The sequence below is a fragment of the Streptomyces viridochromogenes genome (genome assembly GCF_001270495.1).
Lineage (GTDB): Bacteria > Actinomycetota > Actinomycetes > Streptomycetales > Streptomycetaceae > Streptomyces > Streptomyces viridochromogenes_A.
Window position 1 is genome coordinate 61070 of record NZ_LGUR01000184.1, and the last position, 20089, is coordinate 81158.

Here is a 20089-nt window from a genome sequence, read left to right on the forward strand (position 1 = left end):
AGCGGGGGTTCATTCCCCGGTCGCCGGGTTCGTTCCCCGGTCGCCTGGTTGGTTCCCGGTCACGGAGAAGCACAGGTTCACATGGTGATCCCCGTCGGCGGGCGGGTTCCGCGGGTCCGGACGCCAGCCCCGGCCCGCGTAGAAGGTCCGCGCACGCCGGTTGTCCACGTGCACGTCGAGCACGGCCGTGCGCTTCCCGTCGGCCCGCCACTCCTCCACACAGGCGGCGTGCAGGGCGGTGCCGACGCCGCGACCCCACCGGTCGGGGTCGACGTGGAACTGGAACAGCTTGACCGTGTCGGCGGGGGCGCCCTCCGGGGTGCGGAAGGACGCGAGACCGACGATCCGGCTCTGCTCGACGACGCACAGCACATGCCCGTCCGGCCGCGCGATGGCGCTCTGCCAGGCGGCGAGCCAGTCGGTGCCGTCCTGCGGGATCCCGTCGGGGTAGTACGTCGCCCGGGCGCGGGCGTGCAGCGCGACGACGTCCTCGGCCTCGGCGGGTACGACGGTGCGGATGACACGGCTCGCGGGCACTCGGTCATGGATCATGCAACGGAGGACGTGGCCCTGGCGGCGCCGGTTCCGAGCCTGCTGAACTGCGCCCGGTACGCACTCGGCGTCAGCCCCGTACGCCGGACCAGATGCCCCCGCAGCGAGTCGGCCGTCCCCAGACCGCTGGCGTGGGCCACCTGGTCCATGGGCAGGGCGGTGGTCTCCAGCAGTTCCTTGGCGCGCTCGATGCGCTGGTGGAGCAGCCACTGCAACGGGCTCACCCCGCTCTCGGCGTGGAAGCGGCGGGTGAGGGTGCGGACGCTGACGCCGGCGTGGCGGGCCAGGTCGGTGAGGGTGAGCGGCTTGTCGAGGTTGCGCATGGCCCAGCCGCGGGTGTCGGCGCAGGCGGTGCCGCGCTCGGGTGGCAGCGGGGTCTGGGTGAACTGGGTCTGGCCGCCCGGCCGTACGGGCGCGACGAGGGCACGCCGGGCGACGTCGTTGGCGACGGCGGCGCCGTAGTCGGTGCGGATGACGTGCAGGCACAGGTCGATGCCGGCGGCGTAGCCGGAGGAGGTGACGTAGGGCCCGTCCTGGACGTACAGCACGTCCCCGCAGAGCTGGACGTGCGGGTAGCGGCGGCGCAGTTCGTCGGCGTGCGCCCAGTACGTCGTGGCCCTGCGCCCGTGCAGCAGGCCCGCCTCGGCGAGCTGGAAGGCACCGGTGCACAGCGAGGCGATCCGCTTGCCGGCGTCGGCCGCCTCCCGCACGGCGGTCACGATCCTGGACTCCGGCTCGAAGGGTTCCCCGGTCCCGGCGACGAGCACCGTGTCCGCCTCGCGCACGGCGTCGAGTCCATGGCGTACGTACAGGTCGAGCCCGCCGCTGGTGGGCACCGGTCCCGGCTCGGCCGCGCAGATGACCACCTCGTAGCCGGGCCGCCCGTCGACGTCGACCTTGCCGAACAGCATCTCCGGGACGGCGATGTTGAACATCGAGACGGGCGAGGGCGCGACGACGACGATGCGGTGGGGGGCGCGGGAGCGGGGCATGGCCAGAACCTCCGGGTGCATGGCATTCCGGCCACTACTGTACGGCGGCCCGAAACCCCAGCATGGAAGGCATGTCAACGAACCGGATCCCCAAGGGCGACGAACTGGCCTTGCCGAAGAGCGGGTTGGAGCCCAAGAGGCCCTCCCCCGTCCTCACCCTCACCGCCGGCCTCCTCGGCTTCGCGCTGGTCTGCCTCGACGCGTCCATCGTGAACGTGGCCCTGCCCGCGATCGGTTCCTCCCTCGGGGGCGGCATGTCGGGTCTGCAGTGGGTGGTGGACGCCTACACCCTGGCCTTCGCCGCGTTGATGCTGTCCACCGGGGCGTTCTCGGACCGGGCGGGGGCGAGCCGGGCGTACGCGCTCGGTACCGCCGTCTTCACGCTCGCCTCGGCGGCGTGCGGTCTGGCGCCGAACCTGCCGGCCCTGATCGGCGCGCGGGTGGCGCAGGGCGTGGCGGCGGCCGTCGTACTGCCGGCCTCGCTGGCACTGGTGCGGCAGGCCTACGCGGATCCGGCGCGGCGGGCCCGCGCGGTGGCCGTGTGGGCGGCGGGCGGTTCGGTGGCGGTGGCGCTGGGTCCGGTGGCGGGCGGTGTGCTGACCACAGCCTGGGACTGGCGCGGGATCTTCTTCGTCAACCTTCCGGTGGGCGCGCTGATCCTGGCGCTGTTGGTCCGGGCCCCGCGCTCGCAGCCCCGCCCGGCACCGCTGGACCTGCCGGGGCAGGTGACGGCCGTGGTGGCGCTCACCGGGCTGACGTTCGCGGTGATCGAGGGCGGCACGGCGGGCTGGGCGGCGCTGGCGGTGGCCGTGGTGGCCGCTGTCGCGTTCTTCAGGGTCGAGGCGCGCCAACCGCACCCGGTCGTCCCCCTGGGCCTCTTCCGCAACCGGACCGTGGCGGTGACGGTGGCGGCGGGAGCGGCCGTGAGCGTGGCCTTCTACAGCATGGTGTTCGTCTTCTCGCTGTTCTTCCAGCAGATGCAGGGCCGCTCCGCGCTCCAGGCCGGGCTGATGTTCCTGCCGATGACGGGCCTGATCGGGGTGACGAACGTGATCGCGGGCAAGCTGGCAGGACGATACGGCGCCCGGCTGCCCATGCTGGTGGGGCAGGGCCTGGCCGTCGTGGGACTGCTCGTGATGCTGTACGTCGACGCCGGCACGCCCCCGGCTCTGGTCGCCCTGCTCCTCGTCCCCATGGCCCTGGGCTGCGCGCTGACGGTGCCGCCGCTGACCGCGGCGATGATGGACGCCGTACCCGCCGAACGGGCGGGCCTGGCGGCCGGTGTGCTCAACGCGGCGCGGCAGATGGCCGGGGCGCTGGGCATCGCCGTCTTCGGGACGCTGATCTCCGGCGGTTTCGTGACGGGGATGCGCCTGAGCCTGGTGATCAGCGCGGCCCTGCTCGCGGTGACCTGCCTGCTCAGCTTCCGTCTCGCAGGTCCTTCGGCCAGTCGGGCCTGAACTCGAGGTGGTCGTACGTCACGACACACCCCTCCCCCATCGGCGACTGTGTCATGAAGCCGACGAGGGCGGCGTCGGTCTCCTTCTCCTCCCCCAGCGTGAAGAGCCGGACGAAGGTCCAGCGCTCGCCGTCACGGGAGGCGTGGAAGGCGAAGGCCCGCCCGGTCCGGCTCACCCGCAGCCAGACCGAACTCCCCTCCACGGTGAAGGAGTTGGCGTCGTCGGAGTGTCCCCGGGTGACCACCGTGCAGACGGTGGGCACGTCCGGGGAGTACTCCAGGCAGAGCTTGGCCCAGGCCCGCTCCCCGACATGCACGTAGAGCACCCCGGCGTCGAACGCGGCGGCGAACCCGACGGTGACCCGCGCGATCAGCTGGAAGTCACCCTCGGGCGCACCGAGCAGACGCGGCGCGTCGGAGGCCGGGTCGAGCCCCTCCCCGGTGGGCGGCACGAACCGGTCCTGCCGGGGACCGGCCCATCCGGAGAGGATGCCGTCCTCGTAGGCCCAGTGACCGTCGGGTCCGTAGGTACGGAGGGGGAAAGGCAGTTCGGGAAGTTCCACGTCCATCGCCTCAGTGTCTCAGGTGCAGTGTGCCCACCAGGGGCGCGGGGAACTGCGCGACCAGCCACCGACGACCGGTAGCCCGCAGAACACCCGCACCCCTACGGCGAATCCCGCAATCTCTACCGCTCGAGACGCCCGTTGAACCGCCGCGGCAGCCCCAGCGGGTTGTCATCCCGCAGCTCCGGCGGCAGCAGCGCCTCAGGCGCCCCCTGGTACGCGACCGGCCGCATCCACCGCTCAATGGCCGTACCGCCCACCGACGTGGACGTCGACGTCGTCGCCGGGTAAGGCCCACCGTGGTGCTGGGCCGGCGCCACGGCAACCCCCGTCGGCCACCCGTTCACCAGCACCCGCCCGGCGAGCGGCGTCAGCTCCGCGAGGATCTCCGCGCCACGCCCCTCACCCGCGGCCTCCTCGGCCGACAGATGAACCGTCGCCGTGAGGTTGCCCGGCAGCCGGGACAGCACGGCCTGCGCCTGCGCGTCGTCGTCGTAGCGGACCACGACGGTCACCGGGCCGAAGCACTCCTCCAGGAGCAGGTCGTAGGACCCCTCGCTGGTCAGCTTGTCGGCGGCGACCGTCAGGAAGCCGGGGCTCACGGTGTGCTCACCGCCGGCGCCCGGCGTCACCGGGGTCTCCACGTCGGGGAGCTCGGCGCGCTCGGCGACCCCGGCGATGAAGTTGTCCCGCATACGGTGGTCGAGCAGGACACCGGCGTCGGTGTCGCTGACGGCGTCCGTGAGTGACTTGACCAGGCCGTCACCGGCGGCGCCGGACGGCACCAGCACCAGGCCCGGCTTCACACAGAACTGCCCGACGCCCAGCGTCATCGAGCCGGCCAGCCCGGTACCGATGGCCTCGGCGCGCTCGGCGGCGGCGGCCTCGGTGATCACCACGGGGTTCAGGGAGCCCAGCTCGCCGTGGAACGGGATCGGCACCGGCCGTGCGGCCGCCGCGTCGAAGAGGGCGCGGCCGCCCCGGATCGAACCGGTGAAGCCGGCCGCGGTGACCAGCGGGTGCTTGATCAGCTCGATGCCCGCCTCGAAACCGTGGACGAGCCCGATGACACCCTCGGGGATGCCGTGCTCGGCGGCGGCCCGCCGCAGGACGGCCGCGACCAGCTCGGACAGGCCCGGGTGGTCGGGGTGGGCCTTGACGACGACCGGGCAGCCCGCGCCGAGCGCGCTCGCGGTGTCGCCGCCGGCGACGGAGAAGGCGAAGGGGAAGTTGGACGCCGAGTAGACGGCGACGACGCCGAGGGACACCTTGTAGCGGCGCAGATCCGGGATCGGCGGGGTCGCGGTGTCGTCGGGGTGGTTGATCACGACGTCGAGGAAGGCGCCCTCGTCGACGATGTCCGCGAAGGACCGCAGCTGGAAGCAGGTGCGGGCGAGTTCGCCGGTGAGGCGGACCGGGCCGAGCGCGGTCTCGGCGTCGGCGGCCTCGACGAGATGGTCCTTGGCCGCCTGGAGCTTGTCGGCGGCGGTGCGCAGGAAGGCCGCGCGGACCGTGCGGTCGGCGAGGGCGCCGCGCGCGTCGTGCGCGGCGCGGACGGCGGCGTCCACCTCGTGGGCTGTGGCCTCCACCGCAACCTGTTCACGCTGCTTCCCGGTTCGGGGGTCGACACTCCAGACTGGTGCTGCTGCCACCGCGGGTCCCTCCACACATGTAATGCCGCAGTACGGGGTCATCCACCAGGTCGTTCGATATACTGAACGCTGTCTCTGATGATGAATATGCTGTCGGAGACTATTTCCCGTCGAACGAAGGGGTCAAGGGCGATGTCGGCTGGCGAGACGGGCGGCGGGGCGCAGGTCAAGTCCGCGGTACGGACGGTTGAACTGCTGGAATACTTCGCCGGACGTCCCGGCATGCACTCCCTCGCGTCGGTCCAGGAGGCCGTCGGATACCCCAAGTCCAGCCTCTACATGTTGCTGCGCACGCTCGTCGAGCTGGGCTGGGTGGAGACGGACGCGACGGGCACGCGCTACGGCATCGGCGTCCGGGCGCTGCTGGTCGGCACGTCGTACATCGACGGCGACGAGGTGGTCGCGGCGGCCCGTCCCACGCTGGACCGGCTGTCGGACGACACGACCGAGACCATCCACCTGGCGCGGCTCGACGGCACGAACGTCGTCTACCTGGCCACCCGCCAGTCCCAGCACTACCTGCGCCCCTTCACCCGGGTCGGCCGCCGCCTCCCGGCGCACTCGACCTCCCTCGGCAAGGCGCTGCTGAGCACCTACTCGGACGAACAGGTCCGCAAGCTGCTCCCGGAGACGCTCCCGGCGCTGACCGAGAACACGCTCACGGACCGCGAGAAGCTCATCGAGGAACTGCACCAGATCCGGGAGCAGGGCTTCGCCGTGGACCGCGAGGAGAACACGCTGGGGCTGCGCTGCTTCGGTGTCGCGATCCCGTACCGCACCCCGGCCCGCGACGCGATCAGCTGCTCGGTGCCGGTGGCCCGGCTGACGCCCGCGCACGAGCAGATGGTGAAGGACGCGCTGTTCGACGCGCGCGACCGGCTGACGCTTGCCACGCGACGGCTCTGACTCCCTCGTAGGCACCGGCTTCCCTCGTAGGCACCGGCTTCCCTCGTAGGCTCTGTCTCCATGGATGTGGAACTCCGCGAGGTGCACGACAGCGACCTGCCGGTCTTCTACCGGCAGTTGAACGACCCGGAAGCCCTGCGCATGGCGGCCTTCACCCCCAAGGACCCGGCCGACCGGGACGCCTTCGACGCGCACTGGAAACGGATCCGCTCCTCGCCGGACGTCCTGCGCACGATCCTGGCCGACGGTGATGTGGTGGGCAGCGCGGCCGTCTACGGGGAGCCGGGCGAGCGGGAGGTGACCTACTGGGTCGACCGCGCGTACTGGGGGCGCGGCGTCGCCACGGCGGCCCTGCGCGGGCTGCTCGCCGAGGTCCCCGAACGCCCGCTGTACGCACGTGCGGCGGCGGACAACGAGGGCTCGCTGCGGGTGCTGCGCAAGTGCGGGTTCCGGGTGACCGCGCAGGCCAGGGGCTTCGCGCACGCACGGGGTGAGGAGATCGACGAGGTCGTCCTCCACCTGGAGGGCTAAGGGCCTCTCCCCCGTCGGGCGGAGACGGATCATCGCCGTGCAGGAGGTGCCGACCGGCGACCTCACGGGAGCGTGGCCGTATGTCGCAGACACTCGTTCCCGCCCCGGAGACCGACCACGCCGTCGGGCTCGGCAGGGCCCGTCGCGCCCTGCGGGCCGTCGCCATCGGCTCCTGCGTGCCGTATCTCTCGCTCAAGGTCGCCTGGATCGCGGGGAGCCGGATCGGCATCCCGGACGGCAGCTCCCTGCTGGAGCACCGGGTGAGCATGGCCGTCGCCAACAGCGTCACCGTGCTCATGGACGCGGCCGTCATCGTGCTCGCGCTGGTGCTGACCCGGCCGTGGGGGCTGCGGGTCCCCGCGTGGCTGCTCGCCCTGCCCGCCTGGGCGGCCACCGGTCTGCTCGCGCCGATCATGGCCGGGTTCCCGCTCCAGGTCCTCGTCGACGCGCTCGGCGGGCCCCCGAACACCACCGCGGCCGGTGGTGAACCGTTCCTCGACGCCTGGGTCTTCGGGGTCGTCTACACCGGGTTCATCGTGCAGGGACTCACGCTCGGCGCCCTGCTCGTGCTGTACGCCCGCGACCGCTGGGGCCGGCTGTGGGAGGGGCGGGTCTGGGAGCTTCCGGTCGGCCTCATCGGAGCGGCCCAGCGTGCCGTCGCCGTAGCGGCGGCCGGGTGCGCGCTGCCGCCGCTGGCCGTCCACCTGCTGTGGGCGTGCGGCGGCACCGCCGGGCTGGACGAGACCCACCTCGCCGACCGGACCAGCGGTTTCTACGTCATGGAGGCCCTGTCCGCCGTGTTCCTCGCCATGGCCGTCACCGGCGGCCTCCTCCTCGCCTTCCGGCGCGGCCGGGCGCTGCCCGTCGCGCTGCCCCTCGCCCTCCTCTGGGTCGGCTCGGCGGCCGCGGTCTGCTGGGCGTGCTGGCTTTCGCTGGCCCCGCTCACGGACATCGCCGACGGCCCGACACCGGCGCTGAGCCTCACCTACGCTGGCCAGATGATCGTCGGCATCCTCGTCGCCTGCCTCGGCGTCCACTTCCTCGCGGAGCGCTCCGCAAGCCGGAAACGTCGTACGGCGTGAGCCGGTTCGGCCGGTTCCTGTTCGGGCGGCGGGCGCGCCGGCGCTGGGTCCACCTGATCCTCGGCGGCGCGCTCGCCATGCCGTACGTCTTCGTCGGCCAACTCGTCGTCGGTCCCGCCACCGACTCCCGGTACGTCTTCAACGACCTGCCCCTGCAACTGCTCTCCTTCACCGTCGGGTTGCCCCTCGCCACCCTCACCGCCGTCCTGTTCCCGCTGACACGGTCCCTGGAGGCGGGTGCCGTGCGGTCGCTGTGCGGTGTCGACGCGAGTCTGCTCGCCTACGGCCCGGCCCGGACGCGGGCGGCCAAGGGGCGCACGGCGGCCTGGTTCACGCTGCACCTCGGGGTCGGCGGGATCATCTCGGGGATGTCGCTGGCGGTGCCGCCGTTCGCCGGCTTCCTCATCGCGCTGCCGCTGATCGTCTGGCTGGGCGGCGCCGGGACCGTCGAGCTGCCCGCCTCCCTCGACCAGCCCTGGGTGCCGGCGCTCGCGCCGGTCGCGGGCGTGGCGGCGCTGCTCGCGCTCGCCGGCTGCGCGGCCGTCTCCGGGCTGCTGCTGGCCCGCTGGGCGCCCGCGCTGCTCGGCCCGACGCCCGAGGACCGGCTCGCGGCGGCGGAGGCGCGTGCCGCCGACCTCGCGGTCCGCAACCGGCTCGCGCGCGAGCTGCACGACTCCGTCGGCCACGCTCTGAGCGCGGTCACCCTCCAGGCGAGCGCGGCCCGTCGGGTCCTGGACACCGACCCGGAGTTCGTCCGTGAGGCCCTGGCCGCGATCGAGGACACGACCCGGCGTACGGTCGGTGAACTCGACGCCGTCCTGGGCGTGTTGAGGGTCGACGACGCTCCCGGTACGGCGCCCGCGCCCACCCTCGCCGCCGACCTCGGCGGCCTGCTTCGCCGCACCCGCGCGGCCGGGCTGCGGGTGACCGCCCGGGTCGACACCGACCCCGAGGCCCTGCCGCCCGTCCTCTCCCGCGAGGCCTACCGCATCGTGCAGGAGGGGCTGAGCAACGCCCTCAAGCACGCCGGTGACCGGACGAGCGTGGCGCTGCGGATCGAGGCCGTCGACGAGCACCTGGAGATCACCGTCGAGAACCCCCTCTCCCACGCCTCCCCCTGCCGCCCGGGCGGTGGCCACGGCCTGCGCGGCATCGCCGACCGGGCGCGGCTGCTGGGCGGGACCACGCAGGCCGGTGCCGCCGGGGGGACCTGGCGGCTGGCCGTACGACTGCCCATGAACTGCCCCTGAAGGGACCCCTATGACGACCCGCCCGACCGTCCGCGTCGTCCTGGCCGACGACGAGCGCATGGTGCGCACCGCCCTGCGCGCCATCCTCTCCGTCGAGCCGGACCTGGAAGTGGTCGGCGAGGCGGCCACCGGGGCCGAGGCGGTGTCCGTCGTGCGGGAGCTGCGGCCCGACGTGGTCCTGATGGACGTCCGCATGCCGGAGATCGACGGCATCCGGGCCACCGAGCAGATCCTCGCCACGCTCGACGAGCCGCCCCGGATCGTCGTCGTCACCACCTTCGAGAACGACTCCTACGTGTACGACGCCCTGCGCGCCGGGGCCGCCGGGTTCCTGCTGAAGCGGGCGGACGCCGACGCGCTCGTGCAGGCCGTGCGGCTGGTCTCGCACACCGACACCCTGCTGTTCCCGTCGGCCGTGCGCACCCTCGCGGCCGAGCACGCGCGCGCGTACCCCGCGCCGCCGGCCTGGGTGGCGAGGCTCACATGCCGGGAGAGCGAGGTGCTGCGGCTGATGGCGGAGGGGCTGACCAACGCGGAGATCGCGCGGCGGATGGAGGTCGGCCCGGCCACCGTGAAGTCGCATGTGGCGGCGATCCTCGCGAAGACCGGCACCCGGGACCGCACACAGGCCGTGATCGCCGCGTACGAGGCGGGCTTCATGAACGCTCGATGAGAAAGCGGGGCGCAAGGGAACGATCGCCCCCATCCCGATCGTCCTTCGGAGTGGGATGAACAAGACGATCAGGCGGGCGTCCGTCTTCGCGCTGCTGCTGGTGTTCGCTCTGCTGGTCAGGGCGACCTGGGTGCAGTTCTACGAAGGCCAGGCGCTCGCGGACGACAAGGAAAACCGGCGGAACACGATCGCGCTGTACAGCGAGCCGCTCGGCAACATCATCGTGGGCGGCAAGGCCATCACCGGCTCGGCGCGGACGAAGAGCGGTGACCTCGCGTACAAGCGGACGTACACGGACGGCGCGCTGTACTCGGCGGTCACCGGCTACAGCTCGCAGGCGTTCGGGGCGACGCAGTTGGAGGGGGTCTACCAGGATCTGCTCGACGGGACGGACACCCGCCTGAAGAGCGTGCTGGACACCGTCACCAACAAGCGGTCCGACCCGGGCAACGTGATCACGACGATCGACCCGGACGTGCAGAAGGCGGCGTACGACGCGCTCGGCGACAACAAGGGCGCCGCGGTCGCGATCGACCCCACCACCGGGAAGATCCTGGCGGTCGCCTCCACTCCGTCGTACGACCCGTCGCGGATCACCACGGGCGACGGGGACGCCTGGAAGCAGTTGACCAAGGACGCCGACAAGCCGATGACGAACCGCGCGCTGCGCCAGCCGCTGCCGCCGGGTTCGACGTTCAAGCTGGTCGTGGCGGCGGCCGCGCTGGAGGACGGCCTGTACTCGTCGGTGGACGAGCGGACGGACAGCCCGAACCCGTACCCGCTGCCGCAGTCGAGCGACAAGCTGGATAACGAGAACCCGTCCGCCCCGTGCGAGAACGCCTCGATCCGGGTGGCGCTGCAGTACTCGTGCAACAACGTCTTCGGGAGCATGGCCGTCGCCCTGGGTCAGGACAAGGTCCGGGAGATGGCCGAGAAGTTCGGCTTCAACGACAAGGAGCAGGACGTGCCGGTGCGGGCGTACACCAGCGTGTACCCCTCCGACATGGACGACGCGTCGACCGCCCTGACCGGCATCGGCCAGTTCGACGTCACCGCCACCCCGCTCCAGATGGCCATGGTGTCGGCCGCCATAGCCAACGGCGGCAAGCTGGTCTCGCCGCACATGGTGTCCCAGATCACCGACGGCGGCGGCGACGTCCTGGAGAACTACGACGACGACGCCGACACCAAGGAGATCGTCAGCTCCGACACGGCCGAGCAGCTCCAGTCGGCGATGCAGACGGTCGTCGAGAAGGGCACGGGCACGAACGCCCAGATCTCGGGCGCGACGGTCGGCGGCAAGACGGGCACGGCCCAGCACGGCGAGAACAACAGCAAGACGCCGTACGCCTGGTTCACGTCCTACGGAAAGACCGACGGCAAGGAGGTCGCCGTGGCGGTGATCGTGGAGCAGTCGAACGCGGAGCGGTCGGAGGTCAGCGGTAACGGGCTGGCCGCCCCCGTGGCCAGGAAGATGATGGAGGCGGCACTCAAGAACTGACGGACCAGGGACCTACTTGACGCCCAGGATCTGCTCGATCGGGTTGATGGCGAAGTACACCAGGAACAGAACCGAGGTTCCCCACAGCAGCCAGTGGATCTCCTTCGCCTTCCCCAGCACGGTCTTGATCACCACGTAGGCGACGAAGCCCGCCCCGATGCCGTTGGTGATCGAGTACGTGAACGGCATGACCGCGATGGTGAGGAACGCCGGGATGGCGATCTCGTACTTGTCCCAGTCGATGTGCTTGACCTGGGTCATCATCAGGAAGCCGACGGCGACCAGGGCGGGCGCCGCCGCCTGGAGCGGGACGATCGTGAGCAGCGGGGTCAGGAAGAGGGCCAGGGCGAACATGCCGCCGGTGACCAGGTTGGAGAAGCCCGTGCGCGCGCCCTCGCCCACGCCCGCCGCCGACTCGATGTAGGAGGTCGCGGAGGACGACGAGGCCGCACCGCCGGCGGCCGCGGCGACGCCGTCGATCAGCAGCACCCGGCCGAGGTTGGGCACCTTGCCCTGCTCGTCGAGGAGACCGGCTTCGGCGCTGATGCCGACGACCGTGCCCATGGTGTCGAAGAAGTCGGACAGGACCAGCGTGAAGATCAGCAGGACGACGGTGATGGCGGTGGTCTCGCCGAACGCGCCGAACAGGCTGAAGTCGCCGATCAGTCCGAAGTCGGGGGTGTCGACCAGCTTGTCGGGCCAGGCGGGTGTGGTCAGGCCCCAGACCTTGATGTCTGCGATGGAGTTGATGATCATCGCGACGACCGTCATGGTCACGATGCTGATCAGGATGGCGCCCTTCACCTTGCGGGCGAGCAGCGCGATGGTCAGCAGAACTCCGAGGCAGAAGACGAGGATCGGCCACCCGGTGAGGGTGCCGGTGCCGCCGAGCTGAACCGGGACGGTGGTGTTCGCGGCGTCCGGGATGCGGGTGACGAATCCGGCGTCGACGAAGCCGATGAAGGCGATGAACAGCCCGATTCCGACGCTGATCGCCTGCTTGAGCGGTTGCGGGATGGCGTGCATGACGGCCTCGCGCAGACCGGTGAGCACGAGCACGCAGATCAGCAGGCCTTCGAGGACGACCAGGCCCATCGCGTCGTCCCAGGACATCAACGGCGCGATCTGGAAGGCGACCACGGCGTTCAGCCCGAGCCCGGCGGCGAGCGCGAGTGGGAGGTTGCCGCCGACACCCATGATGATCGTCATGACCGCGGCCACCAGGGCGGTGGCGGTGGTGAGTTGGACGGCGTCCAGCTGGTGGCCGAACTTGTCCTTCGCGCTGCCGAGGATGATGGGATTCAGGACAAGGATGTAGGCCATCGTGAAGAACGTGGCGAAGCCGCCGCGTATCTCACGGGCGAAGGTGGAGCCCCGATCGGAGATCTTGAAGTACCGGTCGACGCTGTTCACGCCTGGTGGCGGCGCGCTTGACCGGTCGGCCACCTTCTGGGTCTCGGACATGGCGTGTTGCTCCTTGCTGCCTGATGGATCGGTGTGCGGATGCTGGCTGGATTGTTCCCGCGTTGAACGTGATTCAGGTTTTCTCCGTGTTACGGAATCAGTGCGGTTAACGTGCGACGTATCACACGGCGTTCGAAGTCCCGTACGAACGGAGCATTCGATCACTGCTACGCTTCCGGACCTCGCCGGATGATCTCCAAATGATCACCCGAGGCGCACATGTCATTCACATGCCACTCTCAGGCAGGAGGAGAGTCGCCCGTGGGCACAGTCGTCGACGACGCCGCCTCCGTGGAGTTCCACGCCTTCTTCGAGCGCCACTATGCCGAACTCTCCCGCCTGGCCCATCTGTTGACGGGCGAGGCCGACGCCGCCGACGATCTGGCGGCGGACGCGCTCCTCGCGCTGTGGCACCGCTGGGACCGGGTCCGTGCGGCCGACCACCCGGTGGCGTACGCGCGCGGCGTCGTCGCCAACCTGGCCCGCACCAGGATCCGCAGTGCGGTCCGGGAGCGGCGGCGGGTCGCCCTGTTCTGGTCACAGGGTGAGGAGAAGGCCGAGAACCCGGACGTCGCGGGGGTCGTCGACGTCCAGGGGGCGTTGCGTAGACTTCCGTTCCGCAAACGCGCCTGTGTGGTCCTGCGGCATGCGTTCGACCTCTCCGAGAAGGACACCGCGCTCGCCCTGGGCATATCGGTCGGTACGGTGAAGAGCCAGACCTCGAAGGGGATGGCCGAACTGCAACGGCTGCTCGGGACGCAGGGCGCTCCGCTCAAGGTGCACGCGGCGGCGATGGCCCGCACCGGGGACGCCGGAGGAAGGAACCGATGATGCGGCGGGACGTGCACGACGAACTGCGCGCCCGGCTGCATGAGGCGGCCGAGGCGCACGAACCCCACCGCGAACGGATCCTGGCCCGGATCGAGCGCGGCATGGCCGATCCGTCCGGGCAGCGCCCCGACCACCGCGCGACCCGTCCGCCCGTATACGGCTGGGCCCGGGTGGTGACCGCCACGGCCGCGGTCGCCGGTGTGCTCGCGGTCGGCGGCTACGCGGTGGCGTCCGCCGTGAAGGGGGACACCCCGCAGCAGACGGTGGCCACGTCGCCGACGCCCGCCCCGTCCCCGGACGCCACGAGCCGTCCCCCGGCCCCGCCGGCGGACCCGGCCCCCGAGGACCCACCGGAGTCCCGCGAGACGGCCAAGGCGCCGACACGGCAGCCGACCGCCACCGCCGCGCCGCCCGCCGCCCGGGGCGAGAAGGACGGCCCGCTGTGGTCGGACGGGTCGGTCGACCCGCACAGCAACGACTTCTGGGCGCAGAGCAACCTGACCCTGAAGACGAGCGAGCACCTCACCGCGCTCACCGTCCAGCTGAAGGTCGCGCAGACCGGCGGGGTCACCTCGACCGGCGCCTGGCGCTCACTGCCCGAGGACGACTTCACCCTCACGGTCGAGGAGAAGGACGGCTTCCTCGTCTACACCTGGGTGCTCAAGGAGGGCCGTACGGTCCGCGAGGGCGAGTGGGTCTTCGCGGGGCAGTACGACCATGAGCGCGGCGGCCGGGACGCGAAGGACGACAGCTATGCGATGACGGCCACAGCGGGCGGCGAACAGCTGTCCGTGGCGGGCGACTTCGCGCCGCACGACGACAACGACTCGGCAGCCGACGGGGATTCGTAAAGAGGATCCGGAGGACCGGCAACCCTTTCCTCACGCGTGGCGACCAGGAGACGCAAGGATCCCCTCCACGCAAGGAACCGGTTCATGACAGCACAGACCGAACAGCGCGTCCGGCACCGCCGCAAGGTCACCAAGCGGCGGGCACTCGTCGCCGGAGTCTGCGCCCTCGGCGTCACCGGCGCGGCCATCGTCACGACCACGTCGTTACTGTCGTCGGCCAGCGCGGCCGCGTCCTGGCCGACGCCCACCGACAGCAAGCCGGTGTCGAAGACGATCCCGGTGTCGGGCACGTACGACGGCAAGCTCGCGAAGTTCTACGGCTCCGGCGACCTGGGCGGCAGCGGTCAGGAGGAGGGCCAGGACCCGATCTTCGAACTGGCCGACGGCGCGGTCCTCAAGAACGTCATCATCGGCACCCCGGCTGCCGACGGCGTCCACTGCAAGGGCTCCTGCACGCTCCAGAACGTGTGGTGGCTGGACGTCGGTGAGGACGCCGCGACCTTCAAGGGCAAGTCGTCGTCGGCCGTGTACACGGTGTACGGCGGCGGCGCGAGGAACGCCGACGACAAGGTGCTCCAGTTCAACGGCGCGGGGAAGCTGGTCGTCTCCAGGTTCCAGGCGGAGAAGTTCGGCAAGCTGGTGCGCAGTTGCGGCAACTGCTCCACGCAGTACAAGCGCTCGATCATCATCAACGACGTGGACGTCACCGCGCCCGGCAACTCGATCGTCGGCGTCAACTCCAACTACGGCGACACGGCCGCGCTGCGCAAGATCCGCGTCCACGGCGACAGCGGAAAGAAGATCAAGACCTGCACGCGCTTCGAGGGCAACAGCAACGGCAAGGAGCCGAAGGAGCTCGGCAGCGGCCCGGATGGAACCGCTTGCCGGTTCTCGTCATCTGACATCACGTACCAGTGATCGAGGTCCCGTACCAGGGATCGGGCCCCAGGGACCTGCTGATCTGAGCCCCCCTCGGTCAGCAGAACAGAACGCCCCGCCGGTGACGACCGGCGGGGCGTTCGCTCTTGTCCCCACGGTCAGTTCATCGTCGAGCCGATGGTCGTGGAGCCCGTCGTCAGGAAGGTCGTGGCGGGCAGCGAGCCGTCCGCCTTACGAGCCCCGTACGCGGTTGCCGCGTCCTTCGACCTGAAGGCCGGGGTCGGGACACCGGCGTCCCAGTTGTTCGCCGCGTTCACCGTGGACGCCCCGGCCTTGGACAGCCCCTTCTTGTTGCTCACGGCGAGGTTCCGGGCCAGTCGCGCCTTGCCGGTGGCGAAGTAGAAGCCGGTCTCGGCGTTGGCGTACGCGGTGTTGCGGTTCAGGGCGATCGCCCCGGTGTTGGAGTTCTCGGTGAAGCCGTGCAGGGTGTTGTCCCAGGCCGCGTTGTTGTTGACAGCGTGGGCCACCGAGGCGCCCCCGCCGCCGAGCTTGAACCCGTTCCCGTTGCCCTCGAAGGCAGAGTCGCTCCACCGGTTCTTGCCGTTGCCGAAGGCCCAGGTGTGCTCGATGGTGACCGGCGAGGAGAACTGCCACAGGTCGAGCCCGTCGTCCGAATTGTTGTACAGGCGCGCCCCGGTGATCCGGTTCCCCGTGCCGGAGCCGAACTTCACGGCGATCCCGTCGGCGTTCTGGCCATGGCCGGCCGGGTCGTAGTTGCCGTAACTGTCCAGGTTCTGCACGAGGTTGTTCGTGGTGCCGTCGCCGCGCAGGGTGAAGCCGGAGTCGCCGTTGTCCGCGGTGACGAGGTTCTTGAAGACGCCGCCGACGGAGGACGTGGCGACGAAGCCCTGGGCCGGGGAGTTGACGAAGGTGAGGTCCTGGACGGTCCAGTAGTCGCCGTAGATGCCGGCCAGCCAGGACCCGGCGGGCAGCTTGGACCCGTCGATCCGCACCTTCTCACCGCCGTACGCCCGCAGCGTGATCCGGGCCGAACCCGTGCCGTTCGCCGTGGACTTGAGGGTCGCGGACGGGGTGTACGTGCCGCCGCGGACCTGGATCGTCGTACCGGCGGCCGCGTTCTTGACGGCCGACTCCAGCTGGGCGGTGCTGGACACGGTGACCGTCGCGGCGGCGGCCTGGGCGCCGCCGTTGGAGAGGCCGAGGTAGACGCCGCCCGCTCCGGAGGCGACGGCGACCGCCGCGGCGATGGAGAGCGTACGAGCCCTGCGGTGACGGCCGGTGCTCAAGCGCACGGGTGGTTCCTTTCCTGGGCCAGTGGGGACGAAGCGGGCCGGAGGGGCCGCCCCGGCCCGCTTCTGAGATCCGGTCGCCGCCATGCCCGGGAAGGTTGCCGCGCCGCACCGAAAGCCACCGAAACTTTCGCCCGGCCCTCATCTCGCACGCACCGATTGACGTGCTGTTTCCCACTGGTGAGACTCCGAAGGCGCACACGACCAAACAGGAACCCCCACACCCACACAGGAGTGACATGCGCCCACGAATCCTCCTAGTCGCCTGTCTCTCGCTGCTTCTCGCCCTCCTCGCCGCCCCGCCCGGTACCGCCGGGACCGCGAACTCCGGAGCACCACCCGTGAAGAACCCCAAGTACGCCGGCTATCTCTTCGCCTACTTCACCGGCGAGGGCACCTCCGACGGCGAGCAGATCCGCTACGCCCTCAGCCGCGGCAACGACGCGCTGCACTGGCGGGAGCTCAACGCCGGGAAGCCGGTCCTCACCTCCACGATCGGCGAGAAGGGCCTGCGCGACCCGTTCGTGATCCGCTCCCCCGAGGGCGACAAGTTCTACATGATCGCCACCGATCTGCGGATGTACCAGAACAGCAGCGGCAGTTGGGACCAGGTCCAGCGGCACGGCAGCAAGTCGATCATGGTCTGGGAGTCCACCGACCTGGTCCACTGGACCGACCAGCGCCTGGTGAAGGTCTCCCCCGACAACGCGGGCAACACCTGGGCGCCGGAGGCCTACTGGGACGACAGCCTCGGTGAGTTCGTCGTGTTCTGGGCGTCGAAGCTGTACGCCGACGACGACCCCGACCACACCGGATCGACGTACAACAAGATGCTGTACGCGACCACGAAGGACTTCCGTACCTTCAGCGCGCCGAAGGTCTGGGACGACCCGGGCTACTCCGTCATCGACTCCACAGTCGTCAAGCACGACGGCACCTACTACCGCTACACCAAGGACGAGCGCGACCCGTCCTCCAGCTCGCCCTGCTCGAAGTTCATCACCGCCGAGAAGTCGACGACGCTGACCTCGACGAAGTACGACTTCGTGGCCGACTGCATCGGCAGCGGCGCGATGGAGCGCGGTGAGGGTCCCACGGTGTTCAAGTCGAACACCGAGGAGAAGTGGTACCTGTTCGTCGACGAGTACGGCGGGCGCGGCTACGTCCCCTTCGAGACCACCGACCTCGACTCGGGCAAGTGGACTCCCTCGCAGAACTACCAGCTGCCCGCGAGCCCCCGGCACGGCACGGTGATCCCGGTGACGCAGGCGGAGTACGACCGGCTGCTGGCCGCGTATCCGGCGAGCCCCGCCTCGGTCGTGGACGCGACGGCGAAGGACCAGAAGGGGTACGCGATCGTCACGGACAGCGCCGCGAAGGTCGTGCTCCCCATGCGGCCGGACGCGGACCTGTCCCGTCTCGCCCCGAAGCTGTGGACCGGCGAGGGCACCACGGTCAGCCCCCGCTCCGGCACCCGGCGTGACTTCCGCAAGCCGCAGAAGTACACGGTGACCGGCGCGGACGGCACGAAGCGCGTCTGGACGGTCGAGGCGGTGCGCGCCAACAGCCCCACGCTGCCCGGCCTCAACGCCGACCCGGACGTGCACTACCTCGACGGCGAGTACTGGATCTACCCGACGACCGACGGCTTCCAGGGCTGGAGCGGGACCAGGTTCAAGGCGTACTCCTCCAAGGACCTGGTCCACTGGAAGGACCACGGCGTCATCCTGGACCTCGGCCCGGACGTCTCCTGGGCCGACAAGTACGCCTGGGCACCGGCGATCGCCGAACGCGACGGCAAGTACTACTTCTACTTCTGCGCCGAGCAGCAGATCGGCGTGGCGGTGGCCGACTCCCCGGCGGGCCCGTTCAAGGACGCCCTGGGCAAGCCCCTGGTCGCCAAGGGCGGCTCGCTGAAGGGCCAGATGATCGACCCGGCCGTCTTCACGGACGACGACGGGACGTCGTATCTCTACTGGGGCAACGGGCACGGGTACGTGGTCCCGCTCAACGACGACATGGTGTCGTACGACGCCTCGAAGGTACGGGACATCACCCCGGACAACTTCCGCGAGGGCTCCTTCGTGATCAAGCGCAAGGGCACCTACTACTTCATGTGGTCCGAGGACGACACCCGCAGCGAGAACTACCACGTCGCCTACGCCACGGGACCGTCCCCGCTCGGCCCGTGGACCAAGAAGGGGACGATCCTGTCCAAGCGTCCCGAGTACGGCATCCTCGGCACGGGCCACCACTCCGTGGTGAACGCCCCCGGCACCGACGACTGGTACGCCGTCTACCACCGGTTCGCCCTGAACGGCCCCGGCAGGCCGGGCGGTGACGGCATGCACCGGGAGACGACCGTCGACCGCCTGAGGTTCGCGGCCGACGGCACGATCGAGCCGGTGGTCCCGACGCTGGAGGGCATCAAGCCCGTGCGGCGCTAGCTCAGTCCATCGTCGCGCCGATGGTGGTGCTGCCCGTGGTCAGGAACGTGGTCGCGGGCAGCGTGCCGCTCGAACTGCGGGCGTTGTACGTGCTCGACGCGTCCGTGGACCGGAACGCCGGGGTCGATATCCCGGAGTCCCAGTTGTTGCCGGCGGAGACCACCGAGGAGCCCTTGTTCACCGCGCCGCCGCTGTTACTCACGGCCAGGTTCCTGCCGAGGCGGGCGGCGCCGGTGGCGAAGTAGTAGCCCCACTTGGCGTTGGCGTACGCCGTCGTCCGGTTGATGACGATCGCGCCCTTGTTGCTGTTCTCGGTGAAGCCGTTGCCGGCGTTGTCCCAGGCGGCGGAGTTGTTGATGACGTGGGCCACGGTCTCGCCGTCGCCGCCCAGCTTGTAGCCGTTGCCGTCGCCCGCGAAGGCCGAGTCGGACCAGCGGTTCTTGCCGTTGCCCATGGCCCAGGTGTGCTCGACGGTGACGGGCGAGGAGAAGGACCAGAAGTCCAACCCGTCGTCCGAATTGTTGTAGAGGCGGGCGCCGGTGATCAGGTTGCCGGTGCCGGAGCCGAACTTCACGGCGATGCCGTCGGCGTTCTCGCCGTGGTTGGCGGCGTCGTAGTGGCCGTAGGAGTCGATGTTCCGGACGGTGTTGTTGACCGTGCCGTCGCCGGTGAGCGTGAAGCCGGAGTCGCCGCCGTTGATGGTCTTGATGTTGTTCCACTTGGTGCCGGTGCAGGACTGGCAGACGACCGCGCTGTCCGGGGAGTTCTGGAAGGTGATGTTGGAGACGTTCCAGTAGTCGGCGGTCAGCTTGAAGATCCAGTCGCCGTCGGGGAGGTTCGAGCCGTCGATCTTCACGCTCTCCGAGCCGTACGCGGTGAGCGTGACCGGCGACGACGAGGTGCCGTTGGCGGTGGACTGAAGAGTGGCCGTCGGGTAGTAGGTGCCGCCGCGGACCTGGATGACGGTGCCGGCGGTGGCGTTCTTGATGGCGTTGGCCAGGTCGGTGGAGTTGCCGACGACCACGGTGGCGGCCTGGGCCTGGGTGGGGAGGACGGCCAGGCCGGCGCCCAGGGTGAGGGCCGCCATGGTGGCGAGTGCGGTGCGACGAGACATGGAGAGCGGGTCCTTCCTCGTGCGGGTGGGGG

Annotated in this window: 18 protein-coding genes; 11 read left to right on the forward strand and 7 right to left on the reverse strand. The window is 70.5% G+C overall.

Annotated features, from left to right (window positions below; genetic code table 11):
- Positions 1 to 9: 9 nt before the first annotated feature.
- Complete coding sequence (locus ADK36_RS18345; protein WP_053198297.1) at positions 10 to 552, reverse strand: GNAT family N-acetyltransferase; 543 nt, start codon at positions 550 to 552, stop codon at positions 10 to 12.
- Entirely contained in the window at positions 549 to 1544 is a 996-nt protein-coding gene (locus ADK36_RS18350) for a GlxA family transcriptional regulator (protein WP_053198318.1), read from the reverse strand. The genes ADK36_RS18345 and ADK36_RS18350 overlap by 4 nt, the downstream gene beginning before the upstream one ends.
- A gap of 71 nt (positions 1545 to 1615) precedes the next feature.
- On the opposite strand from ADK36_RS18350, the gene ADK36_RS18355 reads away from it, so the two are divergent.
- Positions 1616 to 3004, forward strand: coding sequence for an MFS transporter (locus ADK36_RS18355; protein ID WP_048583636.1), 1389 nt, complete (start codon positions 1616 to 1618; stop codon positions 3002 to 3004).
- Here ADK36_RS18355 and ADK36_RS18360 read toward each other — a convergent pair.
- Entirely contained in the window at positions 2964 to 3572 is a 609-nt protein-coding gene (locus ADK36_RS18360; RefSeq protein ID WP_048583637.1) for a DUF1349 domain-containing protein, read from the reverse strand. The two genes, ADK36_RS18355 and ADK36_RS18360, sit on opposite strands and share 41 nt — an antisense overlap.
- A 116-nt stretch (positions 3573 to 3688) precedes the next feature.
- Positions 3689 to 5218: an aldehyde dehydrogenase (NADP(+)) gene (locus ADK36_RS18365; protein ID WP_078916419.1), complete on the reverse strand. Its 1530-nt coding sequence runs from the start codon at positions 5216 to 5218 to the stop codon at positions 3689 to 3691.
- 132 nt (positions 5219 to 5350) lie between these two features.
- Between ADK36_RS18365 and ADK36_RS18370 the strand changes: the two genes are divergently transcribed.
- From ADK36_RS18370 to ADK36_RS18395, 6 genes are all read left to right on the forward strand, one after another.
- Positions 5351 to 6124, forward strand: a complete 774-nt coding sequence (locus ADK36_RS18370) for an IclR family transcriptional regulator (protein ID WP_048583639.1) — start codon at positions 5351 to 5353, stop codon at positions 6122 to 6124.
- Between the two features lie 60 nt (positions 6125 to 6184).
- Positions 6185 to 6655: a GNAT family N-acetyltransferase gene (locus ADK36_RS18375; RefSeq protein ID WP_048583640.1), complete on the forward strand. Its 471-nt coding sequence runs from the start codon at positions 6185 to 6187 to the stop codon at positions 6653 to 6655.
- Between the two features lie 80 nt (positions 6656 to 6735).
- A complete protein-coding gene (locus ADK36_RS18380) occupies positions 6736 to 7737 on the forward strand; it encodes a hypothetical protein (RefSeq protein ID WP_048583641.1) in 1002 nt (333 codons plus the stop codon).
- A complete protein-coding gene (locus ADK36_RS18385) occupies positions 7734 to 8987 on the forward strand; it encodes a sensor histidine kinase (RefSeq protein WP_048583642.1) in 1254 nt (417 codons plus the stop codon). The genes ADK36_RS18380 and ADK36_RS18385 overlap by 4 nt, the downstream gene beginning before the upstream one ends.
- 10 nt (positions 8988 to 8997) lie before the next feature.
- A complete protein-coding gene (locus ADK36_RS18390; protein WP_048583643.1) occupies positions 8998 to 9660 on the forward strand; it encodes a response regulator transcription factor in 663 nt (220 codons plus the stop codon).
- 55 nt (positions 9661 to 9715) lie between these two features.
- Complete coding sequence (locus ADK36_RS18395) at positions 9716 to 11161, forward strand: peptidoglycan D,D-transpeptidase FtsI family protein (RefSeq protein WP_048583644.1); 1446 nt, start codon at positions 9716 to 9718, stop codon at positions 11159 to 11161.
- A 12-nt stretch (positions 11162 to 11173) separates the two neighbouring features.
- On the opposite strand, the gene ADK36_RS18400 is transcribed toward ADK36_RS18395, so the two are convergent.
- A complete protein-coding gene (locus ADK36_RS18400) occupies positions 11174 to 12625 on the reverse strand; it encodes an NCS2 family permease (protein WP_048583645.1) in 1452 nt (483 codons plus the stop codon).
- 261 nt (positions 12626 to 12886) lie between these two features.
- Here ADK36_RS18400 and ADK36_RS18405 point away from each other — a divergent pair, with 261 nt between their 5' ends.
- The 3 genes from ADK36_RS18405 to ADK36_RS18415 all read left to right on the forward strand — a co-directional run bounded on the left by ADK36_RS18405 (position 12887) and on the right by ADK36_RS18415 (position 15225).
- A complete protein-coding gene (locus ADK36_RS18405) occupies positions 12887 to 13456 on the forward strand; it encodes a SigE family RNA polymerase sigma factor (RefSeq protein WP_048583646.1) in 570 nt (189 codons plus the stop codon).
- Positions 13453 to 14307, forward strand: a complete 855-nt coding sequence (locus tag ADK36_RS18410) for an anti-sigma factor (RefSeq protein ID WP_053198299.1) — start codon at positions 13453 to 13455, stop codon at positions 14305 to 14307. Before ADK36_RS18405 ends, ADK36_RS18410 begins: the two co-directional genes overlap by 4 nt.
- An 84-nt stretch (positions 14308 to 14391) precedes the next feature.
- Positions 14392 to 15225, forward strand: coding sequence for a pectate lyase (locus ADK36_RS18415; RefSeq protein WP_048583648.1), 834 nt, complete (start codon positions 14392 to 14394; stop codon positions 15223 to 15225).
- A gap of 119 nt (positions 15226 to 15344) precedes the next feature.
- Here the strand turns inward: ADK36_RS18415 and ADK36_RS18420 are convergent, their stop codons facing one another.
- Positions 15345 to 16499: a right-handed parallel beta-helix repeat-containing protein gene (locus ADK36_RS18420; protein ID WP_053198301.1), complete on the reverse strand. Its 1155-nt coding sequence runs from the start codon at positions 16497 to 16499 to the stop codon at positions 15345 to 15347.
- Positions 16500 to 16735: 236 nt separating this feature from the next.
- Between ADK36_RS18420 and ADK36_RS18425 the strand changes: the two genes are divergently transcribed.
- Positions 16736 to 18943: a family 43 glycosylhydrolase gene (locus ADK36_RS18425; RefSeq protein WP_048583650.1), complete on the forward strand. Its 2208-nt coding sequence runs from the start codon at positions 16736 to 16738 to the stop codon at positions 18941 to 18943.
- 1 nt (position 18944) lies between these two features.
- Here the strand turns inward: ADK36_RS18425 and ADK36_RS18430 are convergent, their stop codons facing one another.
- Positions 18945 to 20057 (reverse strand): right-handed parallel beta-helix repeat-containing protein, encoded by a 1113-nt coding sequence (locus tag ADK36_RS18430; RefSeq protein WP_048583651.1) that lies wholly within the window; start codon positions 20055 to 20057, stop codon positions 18945 to 18947.
- Positions 20058 to 20089: the final 32 nt, after the last annotated feature.